The sequence below is a fragment of the Collinsella sp. AF05-9 genome, from assembly GCF_003465595.1.
Classification (GTDB): Bacteria; Actinomycetota; Coriobacteriia; order Coriobacteriales; family Coriobacteriaceae; genus Collinsella.
In genome coordinates this window covers 13,433-37,797 of the sequence record NZ_QSBB01000009.1, presented here as the reverse complement: position 1 = coordinate 37,797, position 24,365 = coordinate 13,433, and the positions used below count along the sequence as shown (strand labels likewise).

The following is a 24,365-nucleotide window of genomic DNA, read 5'->3' as shown; positions in this document are numbered from 1 at the left end:
ATGCGGCACGTTTTGGTGCTCGGTTGTTTCCGTTGTGTTACTGCCCAAAGACCTCTTCGGCGATGCGCGCGCTTTCGGCGGCATCCTTGGCGTAGTAGTCCGCGCCGATCTGCTTGGCGTATTCGGGGGTGAGCACGGCGCCGCCTACGATGATCTTGACGCCCGGCACCTCGGCATGAAGCAGCTTGATGGTCTCCTCCATGGCGACGACCGTGGTGGTCATAAGCGCCGAGAGGCCGACGAGCTTAATGTCGCGCTCCTTGACGGTCTTGAGCACTTCCTGCGGATCGACGTCGCGGCCCAGATCAAAGACGGTATAGCCGTAGTTGTCGAGCAGCATCTTGACGATGTTCTTACCGATATCGTGGATGTCGCCCTTGACGGTGGCCACGCAGATCTTACCCTTGTCGGCAATCTCGCCGGCGGGCATCAGGCGCTTGATGGTGTCGAAGCCCACGCGCGCGGCCTCGGCCGAGGCCATGAGTTGCGGCAAGAAGAACTTGCCCTGGTCAAAGAGGACGCCCACCTCGTCGAGGGCGGGGATAAAGTGGTTGTTGATAAGGTCCATGGCGTCGTGGTCTGCCAGCAGACGCTCGGTCTCGGCAGCGATCTCGCCTTTGCGGCCCGAGACGACCATGCGACGGATCGGGTCGTCGTTGCCGTCGGCGCCGGCGGCAGGCGCGGCATCACTCGATGCGGGCTGAGCCGCTGCCGGGTTTGCGGCGATCTTATACGGATCGGTCCAGCCGGCGTAGCGCTCGATGTATCCGGTCGAGCCCTCGTCCTCAACGCTCAAGACGCGATAGCTGTAGACGGTGTCCATAAAGCGCTTGGAGCCCGGGTTCATGATGGGGGCGTCCAGGCCCGCGCCAAAGGCGGCGGCCAAAAAGACCGAGCCCAGCAGCGGGCGAGCGGGCAGGCCAAAGCTGATATTCGACACGCCAAGCGCGCATTTGACGCCCAGACGCTCCTTGCACAGGGACATGGCGCGCAGAATCTGCTCGGCCTGGCGTTGATTGGTCGAGGCGGTCATGACCAGGCAGTCGATGAGGATGCGGTCCGGGCCAATGCCGTAGCGGGCGGCCTCGGTCACGATGCGCTCGGCGATGGCGAAGCGAGCCTCGGCGGTATCGGGGATGCCACCTTCGTCGAGCGTGAGGCCGACGACGTTGGTGCCGTAGTGGGCGACCAGCGGGAAGATCTCGTCCATGATCTGCTGCTTGCCGTTGACCGAGTTGATGATGGGCTTGCCGGCGTAGCGACGTACGGCGGCCTCGACGGCGGCGGGGTCGGTGGAGTCGATCTGCAACGGCAACAGCGTGGAGCCTTGGAGCTGCTCGGTCGCTTGCTGGATGACCTTGACCTCGTCGATCTCGGGCAGGCCCACGTTGACGTCCAGGATGTCGGCGCCCTGTTCTTGCTGGCTGATGCCCTGGCTCACGACGTAGTCCAGGTCGCCGTCGCGCAGGGCCTGCTGCAGGCGCTTTTTGCCGGTGGGGTTGATGCGCTCGCCGATGACGGCGATCTTGTGGCCGTCGCAGGGGAGGTCCACCACGGTCTGGGCGCTTGTGACCGACATGCTGGGCTTGCGGTGGCGCGGACTGGGCGTGTGGTTATCGATAAGCGTGCGCAGCGCTGCCATGTGCGCCGGCGTGGTGCCGCAGCAGCCGCCCACGACGCTTACGCCGTCCTCAATCATACCGGCGACGGCCACGGCGTACTCGGGCGCCTGGATATCAAAGACGGTGTTGCCGTCGTCGTCCACGTGGGGCAGTCCTGCGTTGGCCTGCACCATAACGGGCTTGTCCGTAACGGTGAGCATGCGAGCGGCGAGTCCTCGGAGCTCGGCCGGTCCCTGGCTGCAGTTGATGCCCAAAACGTCGGCGCCGATGGCATCGAGCGTGATGGCGGCAACCTCGGGACTCGTGCCCAGGAAGGTGCGACCGTCTTCCTCAAAGGTCATGGTGGCAAAGACGGGCAGGTCGGAGTTCTCGCGGCAGGCGAGGACTGCCGCCTTGATCTCGGCCAGGTCGGTCATAGTCTCGATAATAAAGAGGTCCACGCCCGCGGCGACGCCGGCGCGCACCTCCTCGGCAAAGAGGTCGTAGGCCTCGTCAAAGCTCAGGGTGCCCAGGGGGCGAAGCAGCGCGCCGATGGGGCCGATATCGCCGGCGACGTAGTGGGCGCCGGCCGCGCGGGCGCAGGCGACAGCGGCGGCAAAGACATCTGCCACGGTGGCGGTACCGTCGAGCTTGTGGGCGTTGGCACCAAAGGTGTTGGCGGTGATCACGTCGCAGCCGGCCTCGACGTACTGTCGCTGAATGTCGGTAATGACCTGGGGCTCCTCAAAGTTGAGCAGCTCGGGCAGGGCGCCCGCCTTCATGCCAGCGGCCTGCAACATGGTGCCCATGCCGCCGTCAAACAGCAGGTGCCCGGTGCCCTTGATGGCGGCGCGCAGACGATCGTCCTTAATGCGAAGGTCGTCGATCGTGCGCGTCTTGTATGCAGCGCCATTACGGCGTGCGGCATCAACGGGTGCCGCCAGCGCGGCACCGTCCAGATCATGAGTGATAAGCGGAGTAAACATCGATGGCTCCTAATGGCTGGAATAGCAGGTGGTGTGGGCGGCGCGGAAGCGGCAGTGCTCACGCATGCGGCAGATATTGCAGGTGGGGCGGCTCTGGGCGTCGTGGACTTCGCCGTCAAACAGACCAATCACCGCGGTCACGCTCTTGGTGGGCATGAGCAGGCTGGTCGGCGTGACGGTAAGCCCGATGAGCCGCGTGGCGTTGAGCGCATTCACGATTGAGCGCTGGGCCGTAAGCGGGCAGTCGCCATAGCCGGGACTGAAGCGCCAGTTACCGGCGAGTCCGTGTGCGGCGGCCGCAGCCTTGACCTGCTGGTCCATCTGCTCGACGGCGGCTTCTACATAGGCAGAGCATGCGGCGTCGAGCACGGCTCCCTCCAGGGGCTGCTGGGCTCCCGTGGTGCGCAGACGACGCTCGGCGTCCATGCCGAGTGTGCATGCCATGAGCGCGGCAAAGCGGGCGTCTTTGAGGTGGCGATAGATGTCGCGACCGCGCAGCTCAACGTTGGTGCCGACCAGACGGATGCAAGGCTTGCCCTGCTCGTCCACGCCCGTGGCATCGACGGCAAACACGCGTCGCACGCCACGGGGCTCAATGTCCAGCTCCAGACGCTCAACGACAAGCTCAATTCGTCGTGACAGCTCGGGCTCAATCTGCTGGCCGCCGTAACCCAGATACCGCAGCATCTCGGCACGGTCGACACGAGGGTGGTGGGCAGCGTCGATACGGTAAAGCGCCGGCGACGCAAGGTCGGCCGGCACTTCTACAACGGTTGTATCGACGTGCGGTTTTTCCATTACCCCAGGCGCTCCATAATGGTCGCGGCGATTGCAGGACGGTTCATAGTGTACAGGTGCAGACCGTCGGCACCGTGCTCCTTAAGGTCGCAAAGCTGACGAGCAGCATAATCTACACCGGCCGCCTGCAGGCTCTCGGGGTCGTTCTCGTACTTGGCGAGGATCTTGATGACGGGGGAGGGCAGCGACGCGCCGCACATAAAGACCATGCGGCTGATCTGCGACTTGCCCATAAACGGCATGATGCCCGCGGTGATGGGCACGGTGATGCCGGCCTTGTCGGCGAGCTCGCGGAAGCGATAGAAGCACTCGTTATCAAAGAAGAGCTGTGTCACAAAGAAGCTTGCGCCGGCATCTTGCTTTTGCTTGAGGTGCTCGACCGAGAGGTTGAGATCCTCGCAGGCAATGTGACCCTCGGGGTAGGCTGCGGCGCCCACGCAAAAGCCGGCGTCGACGAGCTCGGGGATGAGGTCACGGGCGTAGGCGTAGTCGGAGGCGGGCTTGTCGTCCCCAGTCGCGCCAGCGGGCAGGTCGCCGCGCAGGGCCAGCACGTTTTCCACGCCGGCCGAGCGATACTCGTCGATCTTGGCGGCGATATCGGCATGCGTGCGGCCAACGCAGGTGAGGTGCGCCACCGAGGGCGTATCGAATTCGCTCGAAATCATATGCGCGATGGGGGCGGTGGTGGCGCCGTTGCCCGAGCCGCCGGCCGAGCAGGTGACCGAGACAAAGCTCGGCGAAAGCTTGCACAGATTGCCCGCCACTTCGCGAGCCGTGTCGAGGGTCAGCTCGCCCTTGGGCGGGAACATCTCAAACGAAATAGGCGTGGTGCCCAGGGATGCTGCCTGCTCAAAAACCTCGTCGACGCGCATATCGTGCTCCTTTAGATACTTTAGTGCGATGTGTTGTAAGGATTCTACAGCACCACTGCGCCACGGTGGAGTTTTACTCGCTATTTGGGAATACCAATCGAAGATGTTTCGCTATCGGCATTTTCTATAACAGGGCGGTCAATGTAGGATGGGCTATATTGAATGGTATCTGATGCGAAATACCAGTTAAGAAAGCCCCGTCCCAAATTGACTACCCTTAAACCATGCGGAGAGGTCTGCAATTTATGCAGTTCGTTGGCTGTTAAGGGTGGCAATGCTGTCGCGATGCGGTAACCTCATTGATTGGTTTCGCGACAGCAACATAACGGTAATGTCGCGGAAACACGGCGAGTCTAAGCTAGGACTCGTTCGTTAGTAATCAACACCGCTTCTCACGCGGTGCCGATACGAAGGGAGTTCCGTATGGCCGAACTTACTGACCGCTTCGGGACCATGGTGTTCTCTGAGGAAGTCATGAAGGACTGCCTCCCCAAGGACATTTGGAAGCGCCTTGCTGCAACCCTCGAGGGCGGTGAGCCGCTCGACCTGGATGTGGCCAACGCTGTTGCTCACGCCATGAAGGTCTGGGCTATCTCCAAGGGCGCTACGCACTACGCGCACTGGTTCCAGCCGCTTTCGGGCATCACTTCCGAGAAGCACGACAGCTTCCTCGAGCCCAACCACGACGGCACCGCCATTACCAAGTTTACGGGCAAGAACCTCATCCAGGGCGAGCCGGACGCCTCCAGCTTCCCCAACGGCGGCCTGCGCGCCACCTTCGAGGCCCGTGGCTACACCGCCTGGGATCCCACCAGCCCCGCTTTTATCAAGGACGACGTCCTGTGCATCCCCACGGCTTTCTGCTCCTACACGGGCGAGGCCCTGGACAAGAAGACCCCGCTGCTGCGCTCCATGACCGCACTCTCGCGTGAGTCCAAGCGTGTTTTGGCACTGTTTGGCAAGACCCCCAAGAAGGTTGTTCCTTCCGTTGGCGACGAGCAGGAGTACTTCCTGATCAAGAAGGACGCCTACCGCAAGCGCAAGGACCTGGTCATCACCGGCCGCACGCTCTTTGGCGCCGCTCCCTGCAAGGGCCAGGAGCTCGAGGAGCACTACTTTGGCGCGATCCGCCCCACCGTCTCGTCCTATATGAAGGATCTGGACGACGAGCTGTGGGCGCTCGGCATTCCCGCCAAGACCAAGCACAACGAGGTCGCTCCCTGCCAGCATGAGCTCGCCCCCGTCTACGGCGAGGTCAACGAGGCCATTGACCAGAACCTTGTCATGATGGAGAAGATGAAGCTCATCGCCTCCCGCCACGACTTGGTCTGCCTGCTGCACGAGAAGCCGTTCGAGGGCATCAACGGTTCGGGCAAGCACAACAACTGGTCGCTTGGCACCGAGTCCGAGAATCTGCTCGATCCGGGTGACACCCCGCTCGACAATCTGCAGTTCATCGTCTTCCTCACCGCGGTGATTGAGGCCGTCGATAACTACCAGGAGCTCCTGCGCGCTTCTGTCGCCTCGGCCGGCAACGACCATCGTCTGGGCGCCAACGAGGCTCCTCCGGCGATTATGTCCATCTTCCTGGGCGACCAGCTTACCGAGGTCGTCGAGAAGATCATCGATGGCAAGGCTTCCGTCCATGCCACCCACGGCGTGCTCGACCTGGGCGCCGACACCCTGCCCAAGCTGATGCAGGACAACACCGACCGTAACCGTACCTCCCCGTTCGCCTTCACCGGCAACAAGTTTGAGTTCCGTGCCTGCGGCTCCGAGCAGAACGTCTCCGACTCCAACCTGGTGCTCGATGCCGCCGTTGCCAAGTCGCTCAAGTCCTTCGCCGACGCGCTCGAGGGTCTGCCCGAGGACAAGTTCCAGGACGCCGCGCTCGAGTACTGCAAGAAGGTCCTGACCGATCACCAGCGTATCCTGTTCTCCGGCGACGGTTACTCCGAGGAGTGGCCCGTCGAGGCCGAGAAGCGAGGCCTCGCCAACAACAAGACCACGGCCGATGCTCTGCCCGCCTTTGTTTCCGATAAGGCCATCGCGCTCTTTGAGGAGACGGGCGTTCTGACCCGCGCCGAGGCCCAGTGCCGCTACGACTGCAAGCTCGAGAAGTACAACAAGCTCATGAACATCGAGGCCACCACGATGATTCGCGAGGCACGTCGTACCTATCGTCCGGTCATCACCGCCTATGCCACCAAGGTCGCTAAGGGCCTGGAGACAATCCGCGCCGCCGGTGCCGACGCTGCCATGCAGTGCGAGCAGAACACGCTCAACAAGCTCTGCAACGGCATCACCGCCATCAACGATTCCATCAAGGCTCTCGATGCCGTGCACCAGAAGGCCGAGACCCTCGATGGCCAGGAGCAGGCCAACGTGTACGCGCACGAGGTTGTTCCCGCTATGGATACGCTGCGCGCTGCCGTGGACGCCATGGAGGAGATCGTGGCCGCCGACTACTGGCCGGTCCCGACCTACGATGACATTCTGTTCTACGTGTAGGACTGGGACAGCATACCGTCACGGTTGAAAGCCGGGGTCCGCATTACGCGGGCCCCGGCTTTTTTGTTGAACAAATTCACTAGGGCGGCGTCCGTTCGTGTCGTTTATTAGGGTAGGGGTGTGCGCGTTGCCGTGTCGTGAAAATGGAAGATGCTCGGAATATAACGCGCCTCGATGTACTCAAATTGAGTTCCGGTTGAGTCGAATGTCTGGCTGGTTATGGCTGCCAGATACGAAGAAGAATCGACGCCAAGCAACCGGCAGTCCTCAGCGTCGGGCTGGACGAGTGTTATCGTTCGTTTGCTCACGGCAATGGTGAGCCCTAGCTCATCCTCGATGTAATGGAAGAGCGACAGGGTGGCATTCTGCTCGTTTAAGCCGGGGACGGAGGAAGTTAGGAAGTAGTGGCGGTCGACAACGACCGGTTTATCGTCGAGCATGCGGACGAGCTTCAAATGCGTAAGGTCTTCTCCTTCGGGAAATCCCGTCAATTGAGCTAGACACTTATCGGTGCTTACGTGCTCGAAATAGACGATTTTTGACGTTGGAATTGCTCCGATCGCGTGTGCCGATTCGCTGAACGAAGAAAGGCCACTTACGGTGAATGCGCCCTCTTTGCTGGTGCCTGCAAGTGACGTTTCGATTACGAGGACTCCCTTGCCTTTAATGGACTGAACTAGACCTTCATTTGCGAGAAGTGAGATGGCCTTGCGCACCGTCATTCGAGAGCAGGAGAACTCTTTGGAAAGATTTTGTTCGGAAGGAAGGAGCGATCCTACGGGATGTTTGCCTTCGACAATCCGCTCTCGTAGGCTTCGGTAAATTTCACTGTACAGGATTCTTGCCAAAATGTTCTCCTTATTGAGGTTGTACAGAATGCGTCGAATCGGCGCGATTATCCGCTTCTACCAATTATAGGAAGTGGAGACACTTAAAGTTGCCGCTTACCGCCATAAATCAACCGTTCGCCCGTGTGCTTAACATGTCTAGACATATAGCAAATCACTGAGGATATAATTCAAGTCGTCAAGTACATGTCTAGACAGGAGGATTGCAATGGCAAAACAGAGCTATGCGGTTACTATCGCGGGAGGCGGAAGCACTTATACGCCGGGCGTTGTTCTGACACTTCTCGCGAAGCGCGATGTGTTCCCCATCAATAGGATTACGCTCTATGACAACGATGCCGAGCGTCAGGGGACAATTGCCAAGGCATGTGCCATCTACATCAAGGAGAATGCTCCAGAGGTAACCTTCAGCTATACGACCGACCCTGTGGAGGCCTTCACAGGCATCGACTTTGTACTTGCCCAGATTCGCGTTGGCAAGTACGCTATGCGCGATAAGGACGAGAAGATCCCCCTGCGCTATGGCGTTCTTGGCCAAGAGACCTGCGGTCCTGGTGGCATTGCTTACGGGCTGCGCTCCATCGGCGGCGTACTCGAGATCCTTGACTACATGGAGAAATACAGTCCTGACGCATGGATGCTCAACTACTCCAACCCCGCGGCGATCGTTGCCGAGGCGACACGCCGTCTTCGCCCGGATTCAAAGATCATCAACATCTGCGACATGCCAATAGCACTGATGGATATCATGGCTCAGATGTGTGGTCTCAAGGACCACAACGACCTCGTCGTCGGCTACTACGGCCTCAACCACTTTGGCTGGTGGACAAAGATTCACGACCGTGCTGGCAATGACCTTATGCCCACTATCAAGGCCCAAATGGCTAAAAACGGTTATGCCGGCGAGGATTCCGGCCTTGAATTCGTCGATGCATCTTGGGACCAGACGTTCCGTAAGGCTAAGGATGTTTACGCGCTCGATCCGAATACCATCCCGAACACCTACCTCAAGTACTATCTCTTCCCGGACTATGTGGTTGAGCACACCGACCCCAACCACACCCGCACCGACGAGGTCCGTGAGGGTCGCGAGAAACGCGTCTTCGGCACCGCCCGCCAGATTATCGAAAAGGGCACGTCTGAGGGTTTCGGCCTTAAGCCGGATACCCACGCTGAGTACATTGTCGATCTCGCTCGCGCTTTGGCAGAGAACACCCGTGAACGTTTCTCGCTGATTGTTCCCAACGACGGGGCTGTGTCCAATTTTGACCCAACGGCTATGGTCGAGATCCCCTGCATCGTTGGCAGCGACGGCTACGAGAAAATTTGCCAAGGTGAGATTCCGCAATTCCAGAAAGGACTTATGGAGGAACAGGTCTCGGTCGAAAAGCTTGCAGTGTCTGCTTGGGTCGACCATTCCTATCAGGAGCTTTGGCAGGCGCTGACGCTTTCGAAGACGGTCCCCTCTGCCTCCGTTGCAAAGAAGATCCTTGACGATCTCATTGAGGCGAATAAGGAATTCTGGCCAGAACTCCACTAGTACCGGAAATCAATTTTGTGAATGATGGCGGGCGGCCGACCTTGGACAGGTCGCATGGGAGGAAAACCATGAGCGAAAGCAAAGAGCTTGCAAATCGCAAGCTCGGCGAGGACGTAGTTGGCCTCGTCGGCGGTAAGGAAAACATCCTGAGCATCTCGCACTGCATGACGCGTCTGCGTTTCAAGCTGCGAGACGATGCGAAGGCCGATACTAAGGCAATTGAGTCTCATAAAGGCGTCATTCAAGTAATCAACGCGAATGGCCAGTATCAGGTTGTTGTCGGCATCAATGTGATTGAGGATGTTTACGATGCCGCGGTTGCCGCTTCTGGTGCCGAGGGGCTGGGCGAGGTTAATCTTGATGGTGAGCCCGTCAAGAAAGGAAACCTTGTTAGTGCCCTTATCGATACTATTTCAGGCGTAATCCAGCCGATTCTTGCGGTGCTGTGTGCCGCGGGTATGATCAAGGGTGTTTTGAGTATTCTCGTCGCCCTCGGATGGATTACGGCGACAGACGGCTTGTACCAGATTCTATATGCGGCTGGTGACGGCTTCTTCTACTTCCTGCCGATTATCCTTGGCTATACCGCGGCAAAGAAGTTTGGCTGTAGTGAGTTCGTTGGCATGACGCTCGGTATCGCACTTACGTATCCGGCGATGGTCAACATCACATCTGGCGATGTTTTGGGAACGGTACTTGCCGGCACTCCCTTTGCCATGAACTACTACACGACTTTCCTCGGCATACCCGTCATCATGCCGTCTTCGGGTTATACGAGCTCTGTCATTCCGATTATCATTTCTGTTTGGTTCGCGGCAAAGCTGGAGAAGTGGTGCCGCAAGCATTTCTCTGAGTATGTAAAGTTCTTCTTTGTGCCTACATGCGTGCTCGTTGTGATGGTCCCCGCTACCTATTTGATTATTGGCCCGATTGCCACCCTGATCACGAACCTCATGAGCCTGCTGTTTAACTCCCTCTACAGCTTGCCTGTCATCGGCGGCGCGCTCGGCGGCATCGTGCTTACTGCCATTTGGCAGCCTATGGTCATCTTCGGCTTCCACTGGAGTGTCATTGCTCTCATGCTGGTGAACATTGCCTCCCAGGGCTGGGATATTGTCATGGCGCCGTACATGGTTTGCTCGTACGCTCAGTCCCTTGCCGTCCTCGCTATCCTTCTGAAGACTAAGGACGTAAAGCTCAAGCAGCTTGCATGGCCGGCGTTCATCTCGGGCTTCTTCTTCGGCATCACTGAGCCCTGCATCTACGGCGTGACCCTTCCGCGCAAGAAGCCTTTTATCATGAGCTGCATCGCCTCTGTGCCCGGCGGCCTAATCATCGGCGCTCTTGGCACCAAGATGTTCGCCTTCACCGGCGGCGGCTTCTGCGCCTTCCCGGGCTTCATTGACCCGTCCGGTGCAATGGGCGCGAACTACCTGATTTACGTAATCATAGCCATCGTGGTTTCCAGCGTGATTTCGTTCCTGCTTACATATGCGACGTACAAGGAGGACGTGCCGGCGGTAGAGGCTGCAAAGTAGCCAAAGAAGTGGAGCCGCGGAACAAGTATTTCCCCGCGCGCCAGCAATCTAACAGGGTCGTCCTTGGATAAGCGCCGAGGGCGACCTTGTCTTGTGCTGGTTTCGTTTGAGAGGCAGTGGTTGAGAGTGTCTAATATTATCTTTGGCAATAGGATGGGTGAGGCGTGCCTTGCGGCGTGGAGGTCCGCGGGCGTGGAAGTCCGCTCGGTCGTGGTCCGACAGGATGGTGAAGTCGTCTTTGAGCATGCGGCTGCGCCGTTCGCCCTCGAACACGTTCATCCGCTCTATTCTGTGACTAAGTCCTTTACCTCGGTCGCTGTCGGGATGTTGGTGAATGAAGGACGGCTATCGCTGACCGATCGCTGGATTTCATACTTCCCGGAATATGAAGGAGAGATCGCGGATGAGCGCTTTCGCAATGTGACGGTTCGCAATTTGCTGACTATGACGATGGGGCAGGAGAGTGACCTGTCGTATATTGGCGCGGGAGACGACTGGGCACATGAGGTTCTTCATCGTGAGTTTGACTGGAAGCCGGGCGAGGTCTTTCACTACGATTCGCTGTGTTCACATTTATTGAGCATGCTCGTGCAACGCGTAAGTGGAACGAAAGAATCCGATTATCTCGCCGAACGTTTGTTTACGCCGTTAGGCATTAGAAATTGGTGGTGGGAAGAGGATCAAGCTGGTCATACGACCGGAGGTTTTGGTCTTCACCTTTCGACACCGGATTTGGCTAAGTTTGGTCAATGTTTGCTGGATGGTGGCAAGTGGCGTGGGGAACAGATCATTCCTGCGGAATGGGTTGCCGAGGCGACGAAGATTCAGATGGAAACGAGCTCCTTTTATCCGTCTGAGGCAACTGAAGACAGCAATGGCTATGGATACCAGTTCTGGATGTGCCGGCGTGACGGGTTCAGATGTTCTGGCCTTTTTGGGCAGCTGTGCTACATGCGGCCCACAGATGGCCTTGTCATCGCCTGCTCGAGTTCTACGACAGGAAGTAAGGCGCTGCTTGATCCGCTGTATGAGGTATTGTTCAAAGAGTCTAGTGTTCGGGAAACGCTGGCTTCCGAACGTGACTTCGATAGCATTCCCGTGCCAGTTGGGTTGGCTTCTGGCGGACGTTTGAGTTCATTACGCCTCGAGGGCATTCATCGTTGCATTTTCGGGGATTTTGAAGAGATCGATATTCGATTCCATGAGAATGAGCTGGATTTGTCTCTGTTGCGCGATGGTCGTGAGTACGGCGTGAGGGCCGGCTACGAGTCTTGGGTTTGCAAATCGGGCGATGGGGCCGGAGTCGGAGACCTCTTTCCCTTCGTGACTCATGAAGCTGAGAGGGACGATGCCCCCGCATGGGATGTTCGCAAGTTGTTTGCAGCGTATGCCTGGACTTCGCCAACAAATTTACAAATCGAGACCAGGGAACTGGACTACACGCGGCGCTGTTTTATCGATGTGCGGATCGGAGGTAATTATGCTGTGTGCAGGGTGCGAGTTGAGGGAATGTACTGTTTCCCGGCACCCTCGGAACTCACAGCGATTTTGAAGTTGGGATAATTTTCAAGACGTGCGATTGATAAGAAAGATTGCCAACATCACGGCTAATGGAGACGGAGCTGTCTCCGGGCAATGCTTTTCGATACGGACGTTTCAGTTATCGTATTGCTAGGGACTAAGTTAATCACTTGTTAGGGCCGAAGCGTAGGTGCGTTTTCTCGGCTCTGTACCCTGTTGGGCTCGAATCCCGGCGCATGGCAGCAAAAAGCCCGCTACCGAATCGGTAACGGGCTTCTCAATGCAAATGGTGCCCCCAGCGGGATTCGAACCCGCGATATCCACCTTGAAAGGGTGGCGTCCTTGGCCGCTAGACGATGGGGACAGCGGGAAAGAGTATAGCAGACTTTTTTGCCAGCGCGTATATCGTTGGCAAACTGGAAAACCACCACACAGGAGCAGGCTTCTATTCCGATTTTCAAATATCTCAATCTGTAACATCTGGGCGGGCAAATCGGCTCTACCTGTTACAGATCGAGACAGACGGCGGGCGTCGGTCCGAACATCTCAATCTGTAACAGTACGACGACTTTTAACGGTCTAAATGTTACAGATCGAGACAAACTACCGTGGCTGGTTAAAACCACCACAAAGGTGCTGTCCCCTTTGTGGTGGTTGGGGCGTTAGGGGAGGAGCTTCATCGCGGCGTCGTGGGCGGCGTGCTCGTAGTTGTCGTCGAGGGACTTAAGCGGTAACAACGACATGGCTTGTGCGTCGCCGCGGCGCTCGAGGGCGTGCGCGATCAGCCAGTCGGCGAGTTCGGGATTCTTGGGTAGCGCTGGTCCGTGCAGGTACGTGCCGATGACGCCCTTGTAGATCAGACCCTCAAAGCCATCGTCGCCGTTGTTGCCGGTGCCTGTGACGACGGACGTTCCGAGCGGCGTGGCATCGGCGTCCAAAAGCGTGCGGCCGCCGTGGTTCTCGAATCCCACAAAGGGCTCGGGTGCCAGGTCGGTCTTGACGGCGACGTTGCCGATCAGGCGGTCGGAGCCGCGCACGGTCTCGGCGGCAATGACGCCTAGGCCATCGATGCGATTCTCGCCCATATAGTACGAACGGCCGAGCAGCTGATAGCTGCCGCAGATAGCGAGCAGTGAGCCGCCGTCCTCAACATAGGCCGCGACCTTGTCTTTTTGAGCGAGCAGCTCGTGTGCCACGGCCAACTGGTCGCGGTCGGAGCCACCGCCCATCATGACGATATCGGCGTCGGTGAGATCGAGCGTCTCGCCCATGCGGACCTCGTCCACGCGCACGGGAATGCCACGCCAGGTGCAGCGGCGCTCGAGGGCGATGACGTTGCCGCCGTCGCCATAGAGGTTGAGGGCATCGGGATACAGGTAGACGATGCGCAGCGGGCGCGAGAGCTCGACCGGCACAATATCGGTGGGGACAGCGCTACCATCGGCGCGCGTTACGGCGTGGGAGGCAACCGAGCTCGCATCGGTGCCCTTAAGCCCGTCGAGCTCCTTGACCAGCGGCGGGAAGGCCGTGTAGTTGGCGACGGCATAGAAAGTGTCGCCAGCCTCCTCGTCTGCCACGGCGCCGATCGCCTGCTCGATATTCGAGATGATGGCGGCGTCGATGCCGGCGTACTTGAGGCGCACCTGCATATCGTGTGCACGCGTGCCGCCGGCAAAGGCGACAAGCCCCGGGGTATCGGCGATGCGCTCGAAGTCGACGTCGTAGATCCACGAGACATCGTGGCCGTCGGCGTCGTTGTCATTGAGGAAGAAAGCGCAGAGTCTGCCGCCTGCCGTCTTGATGGACTGGATTTGTCGATCGAAGCCTACGGGATTCTTGGCCAGGTTGGCCTCGACGGTGCGGCCGGCGATATCCCAGCGCCCCATACGACCGCCGGCAGGCACATAGGCATCGAGCGTAGGCTGTAGAAGCGCCGTGTTCACGCCCAACTCGTGTGTGGCAAAGAAGGCGGCGGCAACGTTATAGACCATGTACAGACCGTTGTAGCGCGTGGCGATGTGCGTTGCGGGTGCGTCGGTATCGGGTCCAAAGACAAGGTCAAAGCCGTAGCCGTCGCAGCCGAGTTCCACGCCCGTCACGCGACGGACAAGCGCAGGGCGGGCCCAGCCGCACGAGGGGCAATGGTAGGCGCCGAGTTGACCATACTGTACGTAGTCGTACTCCAACGGGGCGTTGCACTGCGAGCAAAAGCGCGAGTCGCTAATGCGGTCGGACTCGGTGCCCGTGGCGCCATCGATGCCAAAGGCAATACTCGCGTTGGGAACGCGCGCGGCAATCGAGGCGCACAGCGGGTCGTCGGCGTTGTAGATGAGCGTCGTTGCCGGCGAAAGCTCCAACGCGTGGGCGATGACCTCCTGGGTGTGATCGATCTCGCCATAGCGATCTAGCTGGTCACGGAACAGGTTGAGCAGCACGAAGTACGTCGGCTTGAGCTTGGGCAGGACGCGCACAGTGTAGAGCTCATCGCATTCAAAAACGCCTACGCGCTTGCTGCTGGCGGTTCGCTTAAGGTTGCCGCGGGCCTCGAGCAGAGCGCCCACCACACCAGGCTCCATATTGTTGCCGGCACGGTTGCACACCACGGTAGCACCGCTGGCAGCAACGGCGTCGGCGATGAGGTTGGAGGTGGTGGTCTTGCCGTTGGTGCCGGTGATCACCACGCTGCGGTCGACCAGGCTCGCGAGGTCGCTTAGCAGCTCGGGGTCGATCTTCATGGCGATGCGGCCGGGGAGTACGCCGCCCTGGCGCTTAAGGACGGAGCGCAGCCCCCAGCGGGCGATATCGCTCGAGGCACAGGCGAGAGATGAGCGGAAGTTCATGAAGCCGTTCCTAACGTGAATGACATGGTCGTGGCGTTTGCGCCGTTAAAAGCCGTAACGGCGCGCAAATTCCTGGGCAAGCTGCGATACATCTTCGCAGGCGTTGGCCCAGGGGGCAAAGTCGGGGGTGTCCGAGATGATGCCGTCGGCTTCCCAAACTGCCTGATGCGAAAGGTCCCAGGGGTCGTGCGGTTCGGGCCGGCAGGGAAGGTACGGTGTCTGATACATGGGGTTCAGCAAAAAGAACGCGCCGCCCTCGCAACGGTTAGCGAACTCACGCAGCGCGCGCGTCGCCGGGCGCATCTTGTTTGTTTTGAACAGCAAGATCGTGCGGGCGAGCAGGTACCAAGGAGAGTTTTCGAGTGCGTCTGCCCCCATCTGTTCCTCGAGCTGGTGGGCTAGGGCAAAAAAGCCGTCCTGGTCTTCCAGGCGAGCGAGAGCGAGCAACACGGTGCCGGCAGCTCGGGTGGGATAGCCTTCTGCCTTAAGGACGCGGCGGGCGTAGTTGGCAGCAGCGCGGTAGCGGGCGCTTGCCATGCACAGCTGCGAGATGGCCTCGAGTGTGTGGAGCCACCCGATAAGGGCCGGCTCGCTCACGGTAAGGTCCGCTGCGGTGACACCGTCGGCCAAAACATTATTGGCCCAGTAGTGTGGGGCCTCCATGTCGAACCCGGGCACGCTTTGCCGCAGGTAATCGGTCGTGGTCGCTTCGAGCTTCATCAGGTCGCCCAGGCAGGCGTCGACGGGTGTGTCCGCCAAAATGATGGCGAGCAGCTGGGCATCGACCGCCAGCGCATCGACGCGAACGATCTTGAGCAGCTCATCGCGCATATCGTCGAACAGGCGGTTGCGCGTCTGCTCAAACTCCTCGTCGCTGCCCATGTCCTCGATGCGATGGAGCTCGTCGAGCAAATGACGATGCACACCGGCATAGGACAGCAGCGCCTGAGCATGCTCGGACTGCGCATACTTTTGGGGATTCGCACTAATGTCGTTATGGACAAGCTCGCGTGCTGCATCGGTGAGCTCGGGGTGCGACGCCAGATAGGTGCGCTCTAGGTAGGCGGGGATGTAGACGCTCGGATCCATTAGAGGTCTCCTCCCTTAAACGGCAAGCCCTGCTCGGCCGCCCGCAGTATGCGCTCGTCGATCTGGGAGCGCACGATGTCGTTGGTGGCGACCCAGGCGGCAAAGCTGGCGTTGTCGGGCGCGCCCAGGCCCTCCTGCAGTACCGGCGTCGCCTCGGAGAGTGCAAGGACGAGCTCGTCGGTGGAGCCTGCACCCACGTTGACGCGGGCATAGACGCCATCGGGAAACTCGGTTTGGAAGTAGAGCGCCTCGGCTGCGTGCGGGCACGAGCGCGCAAGGATACGCAGGTAGTGCTCGGCACCCTCGTAGTCCAGCTCGCGCCAGGCTGCGCTCATCAGCGCGATGAGCGTCCACGGGTCCAAGTCACGCTCCGCGTCCTTGGGACGACGGCGCAGCGGCGTGTTAGCGAGATAGGGGACGGAGTGGGCAGAGCGAAAGCGCTTGAGCTCCTCGGCGGGGTATTCGAGCTTTGCCATGGCAAGCATCGCAGTATGGCGGACGCCGGCGGGGTCGTTGGGCGCAAAGTCGAGGCTGCGGTTTGCGGCTTCGAGCGACATGCGGTAGCGGCCGCTAATGAGCGCGCGCGATGCCAAGGCGGCAAGCCAGCGCAGGTAGGGGCGGCGCATAAGGTCGCCTGCGGCCTCGCGCTCGTAGGGGTCCTGCGCCGAGACGATCTTGAGCGCCAGGTCGTGTTCGACTTCATCGCGCTTGGATACCAGGTACTGTACGTATTCCTCGTTGGAGTCGGCGGTGAGGGCCGTCAGCATGCGCTGGGCATCCCAGTTGCTCGGATCGAGCGCGGCTGCCTCGCGGAGCATGTTCTCGGCTGCGGCCTCTTCTTGCTCTGCCTGGGTATCGTCAGGGATAAAGGGAATGCGGTAGTCGACAGCCTCGACCACCTTGGCAATGAGGTGCCCGGCGCGGTCGCGGTCGTGCACGATGAGCGGCGCGGGGTTGCGAGTGAATTGTTCCATCAGACGCTCTACGGCGGCACCGTCGGTGAGCGGGATATTGTCGCGGCGCAAGGCCTCAAGAACGAGGCGATGGCAATCCTCTTGAATGGGATCGAATGCCATGGGGCCTCCTTTGCTGCGGTTAGGGTTCAAATGTCTCTATATAAGGTTCTAGTTTACCCGCATGTGGCACACCGGGGGTGCCGCACTTGGACATGCACCTTTGCACCACGAAGACGGATGCCGCACAAATGTCGGCACCTGGGACGACTGAGTGGTATCACGGTGCCGCAAACGGTCGATTTTTGGCGGCGAACGGGGTGCATTTTGGAGGGGCACAGTCCTGCCCGGGATATGTGGTCAACCTTGATAAAACGTTTGCCCAGCTTGGGAGTATGAATGCCCCACAAGGGTCTTCAGGGATAGAAAAAACGTTTCATCATTGTCGGCTTTAGGTGAATAACTGACCAACCAGAACGGTAGAATAGTGTTTGTCTGAGCGTTGAGACGTTTAGACATCGCGCATTGTCATCGCCGGCAACGCGCAAAACGGTCCTAACGGAGCCAATCGGGTGCTCCGTTATATACGCAAGTCTAAGAGGGGCTTGTTTAGGAGGCACAGTATGGGACGTTTTACCAATCCTCGCGATCTGTACTTTGGTGAGGGCGCTCGCCACGAGGTGAAGAACCTCAAGGGCAAGAAGGCCATCATCGTTTCTGGCGGCAGCTCTATGCGCCGCGGCGGGTTCCTGCAGGACGTTGAGGCCGACCTCAAAGAGGGCGGCTTCGAGGTCAAGCTGTTCGAGGGCGTCGAGTCCGATCCGTCCATCGAGACGGTCATGAAGGGCGCCGAGGCCATGCGCGAGTTCGAGCCCGACTGGATTATCGCCATCGGCGGCGGCTCGCCCATCGATGCCGCTAAGGCCATGTGGGTCTTCTACGAGTATCCCGAGGAGTCCTTCGATAACATCATCCAGCCGTTCAGCTTCCCCGAGCTGCGTCAGAAGGCTCATTTCTGCGCCATCTCCTCTACCTCCGGCACCGCTACCGAGGTCACCGCGTTCTCCGTCATCACCGACTACGCCAAGGGCATCAAGTACCCGCTGGCCGACTTCAACATCACCCCTGATGTCGCCATCGTCGACCCCGAGCTCACCTACACCATGCCCGCCAAGCTGTGCGCTCACACCGGCATGGATGCTCTGACCCACTGCATGGAGGCCTACGTTTCCACCTGCGCCTCTATGTTCACCGACGCCAACGCCCTGCACGGCATCCGCGAGATCGTCGAGTGGCTGCCCAAGTCCTATGCTGGCGACCATGAGGCCCGTCAGCACATGCACGAGGCTCAGTGCATCGCCGGTATCGCCTTCTCCTCGGGCCTGCTCGGCATCGTTCACTCCATGGCTCACAAGACCGGTGCTGCCTTCGAGAACGGCCACATCATCCACGGTGCTGCTAACGCCATGTACCTGGGCAAGGTCATCCAGTGGAACTCCAAGGACCCGCGTGCTGCCGAGCGTTACGCTTACGTGGCCAAGGAGATCCTGCACCTTCCCGGCGAGACCAACGAGGAGCTCATCGCTGCGCTCGTCCAGAAGATCCGCGACCTCAACGACCAGCTCAACATTCCGCAGTCCATCAAGGATTACGCGAATGGTGGCGTGAAGGTCGACGCCGAGAACCCGCAGATGGTTTCCGAGGATGAGTTCCTCGCCAAGCTGCCCGAGATCGCTGCGAACGCCGAGACCGACGCCTGCACGCCCGAGAACCCGCGTGAGACCAAGGCTGCCGACTTCGAGAAGATCCTCAAGGCCTGCTACTACGACACCGACATCGATTTCTAATCGACTCTTGTTATCGTAACGAGGGGCTCCGCACGTATCCGTACGGAGCCCCTTTCTTTTTTCTTTTAGAGAATGGGATGGTTATGGCTGCAATTTTCAATAGCCCCAGCAAGTACATCCAGGGTCCGGACGAGCTCGCCAAGCTCGGCTCCTATGTCGAGCCGCTCGGCGCTAAGGCCCTCGTCATCGTGACGCCTTCGGGCAAGAAGCGCGTCGGTGCCAAGATCGAGGGTGGTTTTGCCGAGGCTAAGGCCGAGCTGCTGTTTGAGGACTTTAACGGCGAGTGCTCCAAGAGCGAGGTCGATCGCCTGGTTGCGCTCGCGCGCGACAACGGCTGCGACATCATCGTCGGCGTCGGTGGCGGCAAGATCCTCGACACCGCCAAGGCCGTCGCCTACTACCTGGAGTCCCCGGTCATCATTTGCCCCACCATCGCTTCGACCGATGCCCCGTGCTCGGCGCTCTCCGTGCTCTATACCGATGACGGCCAGTTCGATAAGTACCTGTTCCTTAAGGCGAACCCCAATATCGTTCTTATGGATACGACGGTTATCGCGGCGAGCCCGGTACGCCTGACGGTGGCAGGTATGGGCGATGCGCTCGCAACCTACTTTGAGGCCCAGGCGACGCACGATGCCGACGGTGGCACCTGCGCTGGTGGCAAAGGCGGCATGGCCGGTCTGGCGCTTGCCAAGCTCTGCTACGAGACGCTTATGGCCGATGGCGTCAAGGCCAAGGTCGCGCTGGAGAAGGGTGCGCTCACGCCTGCCGTCGAGCATATCATCGAGGCCAATACGCTGCTTTCGGGCATTGGCTTTGAGAGCTCGGGCCTTGCTGCTGCTCATGCCATCCACAATGGCCTGACGATGCTGCCCGAGTGCCACGGCATGTATCACGGCGAGAAGGTCGCCTTTGGCACCATCGTTCAGCTGGTACTCGAGGATGCTCCGACTGAGAAACTCGAGGAAGTCTTGGGCTTCTGCATTGAGCTGGGCCTGCCGGTCACGATGAAGGAACTTGGCGTTGCCGAGCTTACGCGCGAGCAGGCCATGATTGTTGCCGAGGCCGCCTGCGCGCCCGATGACACCATGTGCAACATGCCGTTTGAGGTGACGCCCGAGATGGTCGCAAACGCCATCCTGGGTGCCGACGCGCTGGGTCACTACTACCTTATGGATGAGTAAATCAAGCTAAGGAAGGGGCAAAGCCAGCAGACGGCTTTGCCCCTTTTTGCTATGGTGCAAACCAACCTGACCCCATCGCACCAAGTTGGTGCAAAGGGGTCAGGTTACTTTGCACCAATCGTTGTTTGATGAAGGGCGGATTCTCGTATGGCGCTTCCTATGGTTTACGGCGGTCCCGGTCGGTATGTTCAGGGGCCGGGCGAACTTTCGCGTCAGGGCAGGTATTTGTCATGGTTGGGCTGCGCTGCCTATGTCTTGTTTGACCAGGGCACCGAGGATCGGCTGTGCAGGCAGATTGTCGATGGATTTCTGGACGACGATCTAAGCGAGCCGTTCTTTAAAATTTACAACGGTCCGTGTACGGAAGAGGCTGTTGCCGAAATGGCTAAGGAAGCCCTGGCTGAGTATTGCGACATGGTGGTGGGTATTGGCGGTGGCAAGATGCTCGATGTCGCCAAGGCAGTAGCGTTTTATGCCGAGTTGCCGTTGTGCGTATGTCCCACGGCGGCCTCAATGGATGGTCCGTGCAGCGCGATTTCGGTGCTGTATCACGAGGATGGGTCGTTCGACCGCTACCTGATGCTCGAGAAGAATCCAGATCTGGTCGTGGTCGATACCAACGTGGTCGCAGCGGCCCCACTGCGTATGACGGTCGCTGGTATGGGCGATGCGCTGGCAACGTACTTCGAGGCGCGTTCGTGCGCCGCGGCGCACGGCGCCAACGAGCACGGTGGCGCGCCGGGGCACTTGGCTCTGGTTGCGGCTCGTGCCTGCTACGACACACTTATGGAGTGCGGTGTCGCTGCCAAGCGCGATCTCAAAAAGGGGCGTACGTCGCCAGCGGTTGAACGCCTGATCGAGTGCAATATTTTGCTCTCGGGTGTCGGCTTTGAGAGTGGCGGCTTGGCGTTGGCGCATGCCATCGCCAACGGGCTGACGATTCTGCCCGAGTGCAAGGCCATGCATGGTGAGGCCGTGGCATTTGGTCTGGTGGTGCAGCTGCGCCTGGAGCGTGCACCCGAGCTTGATCAGGTGCTCGAGTTTTGCCAGCGCGTCGGTCTGCCGACGACGCTCGAGGAGCTGGGCCTTGGCGAGATTTCCGATGCCGACCTGATGAGCGTTGCGGATGCGGCCTTTAGAAACGAACGCAATATGGCCAACGAGCAGGCCAAGGTGACCAAACAAAAGCTCGTGCAGCTCATGTGCGAGGCATAGTTTGGCGCTTGATTGATCTTGTGCAATCGAGGCAGCGATAGGCCATGGGCTATTTGCCGCAAAGATGCTCCGCGTGTAATTTGCCCGAGGCGTGGGCCGATAGCGTATCATTATCTCTTGCTTGTTTGCACTGCTCAGGGAGGGGCCGCGCATGGCGCAGGAACACGATCTGTTTGATGACATTATCGAGATCAGCAAGGGTTTCGACTTTCTTAAAAACCCGCTTGGCGGTGTGACCGACGCACTCGATCCGTCGGCTCCACAGTGGAATCCTGCTGACTACAAGGAGCGTCCGCGCGGTAACACCATACCGTGCCTGACCTGTAAAAACGAAAAGAGCGGCTGCACCGCGTGCATGGACGTGTGTCCGGTCAACGCCATCGAGATCGAGGAAGATGCTATCGAGATTCTCGACAGTTGCCGTAAGTGCGGTCTGTGCGCCGCTGCTTGCCCGACGGAGGCGATCATCTCTCCGCGCCTTGCACCCAAAAACGTTTACGACGACATTGTCTCGGCGGCTACGAGCCACGAGACTGCCTACGTTACCTGCACGCGTGCCCTTAAACGCATGCCGCGCGAGAACGAGGTTGTTGTCGCCTGTGTGGGCGATATTACGGCCGAGACCTGGTTTTCGGTACTGGCCGACTATCCCAACGTAAGCGTGTACCTGCCGCTGGGCGTGTGCGATAAGTGCCGTAACACCGGTGGCGAGGACATCCTGGGCGAGGCCATTGCTACCGCCGAGGAGTGGGCGGGCACGGGCATGGGTCTGGAGGTCGATCCCAAGAGCCTCAAGTGCCATAAACGCCGCGAGTACGAGCGCAAAGAGTACATGGAAAAGATCGCCCGCACCACGGGCCTTACCGTGACCAAGCTCAACCCGGCAACGGCGGCGCTGGCTTCGGTGACGCAGAAGCTCAAAGCTCACCGCCACCAGATTACCCAGCTCGAGCGCACGCTCAACACCATGTGCGGCACTACGACGACCAAGCGTCGCCGTTCGCTCACGCACGGTCGCCAGTTGGTGCTCTCGACATTGCAAAACCATCCCGAGCTTGCCCAGAACATGCAGGTGTGCACGCCTGAGTGTGATTTTGACAAGTGCACGTCGTGTGGCGAGTGTGTCAATGTATGTCCCACGTTCGCCTGCGATTTGGTGGGAAGCGGCCGCTTTGCGTTGGAGTCCACGTATTGCTTGGGCTGTGGTGCCTGCGTTAAGGTGTGCCCCGAGCATGCGCTCAAGTTGGTTGAGCATGACGCGTCCAGTCTGGTCGTCGTCGATCCCGAAGCCGAGGAAAAGGCCGCCCAGAAGGCGAAGGCTCACGAGGAGGCCGAGAAGGTCAAGGCCGAGGCAAAGGCCAAGCTCGATAAGATGCTCGATCAGGTGGAAAAGCTCGCAGACTAGTCAGCGACCCCTATCTCTGCTTCATTTGCGCCGCCGTGGCGTCCGGGTTCGCCTGGATGCTGCGGCGGCGCTATACTTATGCAGTTTGAAGTACCTGTATCAAAAGGAGCTGTCGTGTCCCTTTCCATCGGTATCGTGGGCCTGCCCAACGTGGGCAAGTCGACGCTGTTCACCGCGCTTACCAAAAAGACCGGCCTTGCCGCCAACTACCCGTTCGCCACGATCGACCCCAACGTGGGTATCGTCGATGTGCCCGATAGCCGCCTGCAAAAGCTCGCCGACATCGTCAACCCGGGTCGCATTGTGCCGGCTACGGTCGAGTTCGTCGACATCGCAGGTCTGGTGAAGGGCGCTAACGAGGGCGAGGGTCTGGGCAACCAGTTCTTGGCAAACATCCGCGAGACCGACGCCATCTGCGAGGTCGTGCGCTACTTTAAGGACCCCAACGTCATGCGTGAGGTGGGCCGCACCGGCGAGTTCGTCGATCCCGCCGGCGATGCCGACACCATCATGACCGAGCTCATCCTGGCCGACATGGGCACGCTCGAGAAGCAGCTGCCCAAGCTCGAGAAGGAGGCCAAGCGCGACAAGGAGCTCATGCCCAAGTTTGAGGTCGCCAAGCGTCTGCTTGCCTGGCTCAACGAGGGCAAGCGCGCCGCATCCATGGAGATGACTGACGAGGAGCGCGCCGCCGCCAAGGGCCTGTTCCTGCTCACCATGAAGCCCATCCTGTATGTGGCCAACGTGGACGAGGATATGCTCAACGAGGACCTGGCGCCCATCGATGGCGTCAAGCCGCTGCCGATCTGCGCCAAGATTGAGGCCGAGCTTTCCGAGCTCGATCCCGAGGACGCTGCCGACTACCTGGAGAGCCTGGGCCTGGAGCAGCCCGGCCTGGACGTGCTCGCGCAGGCCGCCTACAAGCTGCTTGGCCTGCAGTCGTTCTTTACGGCTGGTGAGATGGAGGTCAAGGCCTGGACGGTTCGTCAGGGCGCAACCGCTCCGCAGGCCGCCGGCGTCATCCACACCGACTTTGAGCGCGGCTTTATTAAGGCCGAGGTCATTGGCTACGACGATTACATCGAGCTCGGTGGCGAGCAGGGCGCCAAGGCCGCCGGCAAGCTGCGTATCGAGGGCAAAGAGTATGTCATGGCCGATGGCGACGTCGTGCACTTCCGCTTTAACGTGTAAGGACGACGCATATGTTTAAATATGGCAAAAAAGCTGGCTACATGGGTATTGCGTTGCTCGTACTTGCGGTGATTCCGCTGGTGGTTGCAGCGTGTGTTATCCCCAACATTGGTCCCGAGGTGGCAACGAAGTTTAACGCGGCCGGTGAGGTGACGCGCTGGGGCAAGAGCTACGAGCTGCTGGCACTGCCGGTGCTCAACCTGCTGCTGAGCGTGGCGACGTACTTTACGGCAGGACGTCAGGCTAAAAACAATGATGACTCCGCCGCCATGGCGCGCATCGTGTGCGAGCGCTACCTGCGAAACGGCTGCATCACGGGTGTGTTCCTCAACGTAATCAACGTCTACTTTATGTACTCGGCTATTACCGGAACAGGCTTTGGCCTGGGCTTTTAGCTTGCGCCTTTAGGCAACGAGCCTGCAAGCA

The 24,365-nt window shown here is 59.6% G+C and carries 17 protein-coding genes and 1 tRNA gene; 10 read left to right on the top strand and 8 right to left on the bottom strand.

Annotated features, from left to right (window positions below; genetic code table 11):
* Positions 1-37: 37 nt before the first annotated feature.
* Genes DWV43_RS04460 through DWV43_RS04450 form a run of 3 tightly spaced genes read right to left on the bottom strand, consistent with a single transcriptional unit; the run spans position 38 to position 4,257 of the window.
* Complete coding sequence (locus tag DWV43_RS04460) at positions 38-2,587, bottom strand: homocysteine S-methyltransferase family protein (protein ID WP_199569355.1); 2,550 nt, start codon at positions 2,585-2,587, stop codon at positions 38-40.
* A 9-nt stretch (positions 2,588-2,596) separates the two neighbouring features.
* Positions 2,597-3,385: a hypothetical protein gene (locus DWV43_RS04455; protein ID WP_117817134.1), complete on the bottom strand. Its 789-nt coding sequence runs from the start codon at positions 3,383-3,385 to the stop codon at positions 2,597-2,599.
* Positions 3,385-4,257, bottom strand: coding sequence for a methylenetetrahydrofolate reductase (locus DWV43_RS04450; RefSeq protein ID WP_117817133.1), 873 nt, complete (start codon positions 4,255-4,257; stop codon positions 3,385-3,387). Before DWV43_RS04450 ends, DWV43_RS04455 begins: the two co-directional genes overlap by 1 nt.
* A gap of 423 nt (positions 4,258-4,680) precedes the next feature.
* On the opposite strand from DWV43_RS04450, the gene DWV43_RS04445 reads away from it, so the two are divergent.
* Entirely contained in the window at positions 4,681-6,768 is a 2,088-nt protein-coding gene (locus DWV43_RS04445; protein ID WP_117817132.1) for a glutamine synthetase III, read from the top strand.
* A gap of 107 nt (positions 6,769-6,875) precedes the next feature.
* Here the strand turns inward: DWV43_RS04445 and DWV43_RS04440 are convergent, their stop codons facing one another.
* The gene (locus tag DWV43_RS04440; protein WP_117736159.1) at positions 6,876-7,616 is read right to left on the bottom strand and encodes a GntR family transcriptional regulator; all 741 of its coding nucleotides are present in this window, start codon (positions 7,614-7,616) and stop codon (positions 6,876-6,878) included.
* Positions 7,617-7,824: 208 nt separating this feature from the next.
* On the opposite strand from DWV43_RS04440, the gene DWV43_RS04435 reads away from it, so the two are divergent.
* The 3 genes from DWV43_RS04435 (at position 7,825) to DWV43_RS04425 (ending at position 12,257) form a co-directional block, all read left to right on the top strand.
* Positions 7,825-9,156, top strand: coding sequence for a 6-phospho-alpha-glucosidase (locus DWV43_RS04435; RefSeq protein WP_117736158.1), 1,332 nt, complete (start codon positions 7,825-7,827; stop codon positions 9,154-9,156).
* Between the two features lie 68 nt (positions 9,157-9,224).
* Positions 9,225-10,694, top strand: coding sequence for a PTS transporter subunit EIIC (locus DWV43_RS04430; protein WP_117817131.1), 1,470 nt, complete (start codon positions 9,225-9,227; stop codon positions 10,692-10,694).
* A gap of 192 nt (positions 10,695-10,886) precedes the next feature.
* Positions 10,887-12,257, top strand: a complete 1,371-nt coding sequence (locus tag DWV43_RS04425) for a serine hydrolase (protein WP_158569824.1) — start codon at positions 10,887-10,889, stop codon at positions 12,255-12,257.
* A gap of 245 nt (positions 12,258-12,502) precedes the next feature.
* On the opposite strand, the gene DWV43_RS04420 is transcribed toward DWV43_RS04425, so the two are convergent.
* The 4 genes from DWV43_RS04420 to DWV43_RS04400 all read right to left on the bottom strand — a co-directional run bounded on the left by DWV43_RS04420 (position 12,503) and on the right by DWV43_RS04400 (position 17,220).
* Positions 12,503-12,579, bottom strand: a tRNA-Glu gene (locus DWV43_RS04420).
* Positions 12,580-12,877: 298 nt separating this feature from the next.
* Positions 12,878-15,055, bottom strand: a complete 2,178-nt coding sequence (locus tag DWV43_RS10260; protein WP_199569354.1) for a MurT ligase domain-containing protein — start codon at positions 15,053-15,055, stop codon at positions 12,878-12,880.
* A 45-nt stretch (positions 15,056-15,100) separates the two neighbouring features.
* Entirely contained in the window at positions 15,101-16,144 is a 1,044-nt protein-coding gene (locus tag DWV43_RS04405) for a hypothetical protein (protein ID WP_117770024.1), read from the bottom strand.
* Positions 16,144-17,220: a hypothetical protein gene (locus tag DWV43_RS04400; protein WP_117770023.1), complete on the bottom strand. Its 1,077-nt coding sequence runs from the start codon at positions 17,218-17,220 to the stop codon at positions 16,144-16,146. Before DWV43_RS04400 ends, DWV43_RS04405 begins: the two co-directional genes overlap by 1 nt.
* A gap of 500 nt (positions 17,221-17,720) precedes the next feature.
* On the opposite strand from DWV43_RS04400, the gene DWV43_RS04395 reads away from it, so the two are divergent.
* The 6 genes from DWV43_RS04395 to DWV43_RS04370 all read left to right on the top strand — a co-directional run bounded on the left by DWV43_RS04395 (position 17,721) and on the right by DWV43_RS04370 (position 24,334).
* Positions 17,721-18,944, top strand: a complete 1,224-nt coding sequence (locus DWV43_RS04395) for an iron-containing alcohol dehydrogenase (RefSeq protein WP_117817129.1) — start codon at positions 17,721-17,723, stop codon at positions 18,942-18,944.
* 83 nt (positions 18,945-19,027) lie between these two features.
* Positions 19,028-20,128: a glycerol dehydrogenase gene (locus tag DWV43_RS04390; RefSeq protein WP_117635909.1), complete on the top strand. Its 1,101-nt coding sequence runs from the start codon at positions 19,028-19,030 to the stop codon at positions 20,126-20,128.
* Positions 20,129-20,275: 147 nt separating this feature from the next.
* Complete coding sequence (locus DWV43_RS04385) at positions 20,276-21,343, top strand: glycerol dehydrogenase (protein WP_117817128.1); 1,068 nt, start codon at positions 20,276-20,278, stop codon at positions 21,341-21,343.
* A gap of 151 nt (positions 21,344-21,494) precedes the next feature.
* The gene (locus DWV43_RS04380) at positions 21,495-22,748 is read left to right on the top strand and encodes a 4Fe-4S binding protein (protein WP_117817127.1); all 1,254 of its coding nucleotides are present in this window, start codon (positions 21,495-21,497) and stop codon (positions 22,746-22,748) included.
* A 114-nt stretch (positions 22,749-22,862) separates the two neighbouring features.
* A complete protein-coding gene (gene ychF, locus DWV43_RS04375; RefSeq protein ID WP_089572784.1) occupies positions 22,863-23,939 on the top strand; it encodes a redox-regulated ATPase YchF in 1,077 nt (358 codons plus the stop codon).
* 11 nt (positions 23,940-23,950) lie between these two features.
* Positions 23,951-24,334 carry a DUF1648 domain-containing protein gene (locus DWV43_RS04370; protein ID WP_117757407.1) on the top strand — a complete coding sequence of 128 codons (384 nt, stop codon included), beginning with the start codon at positions 23,951-23,953 and terminating at the stop codon, positions 24,332-24,334.
* Positions 24,335-24,365 lie beyond the last annotated feature (31 nt).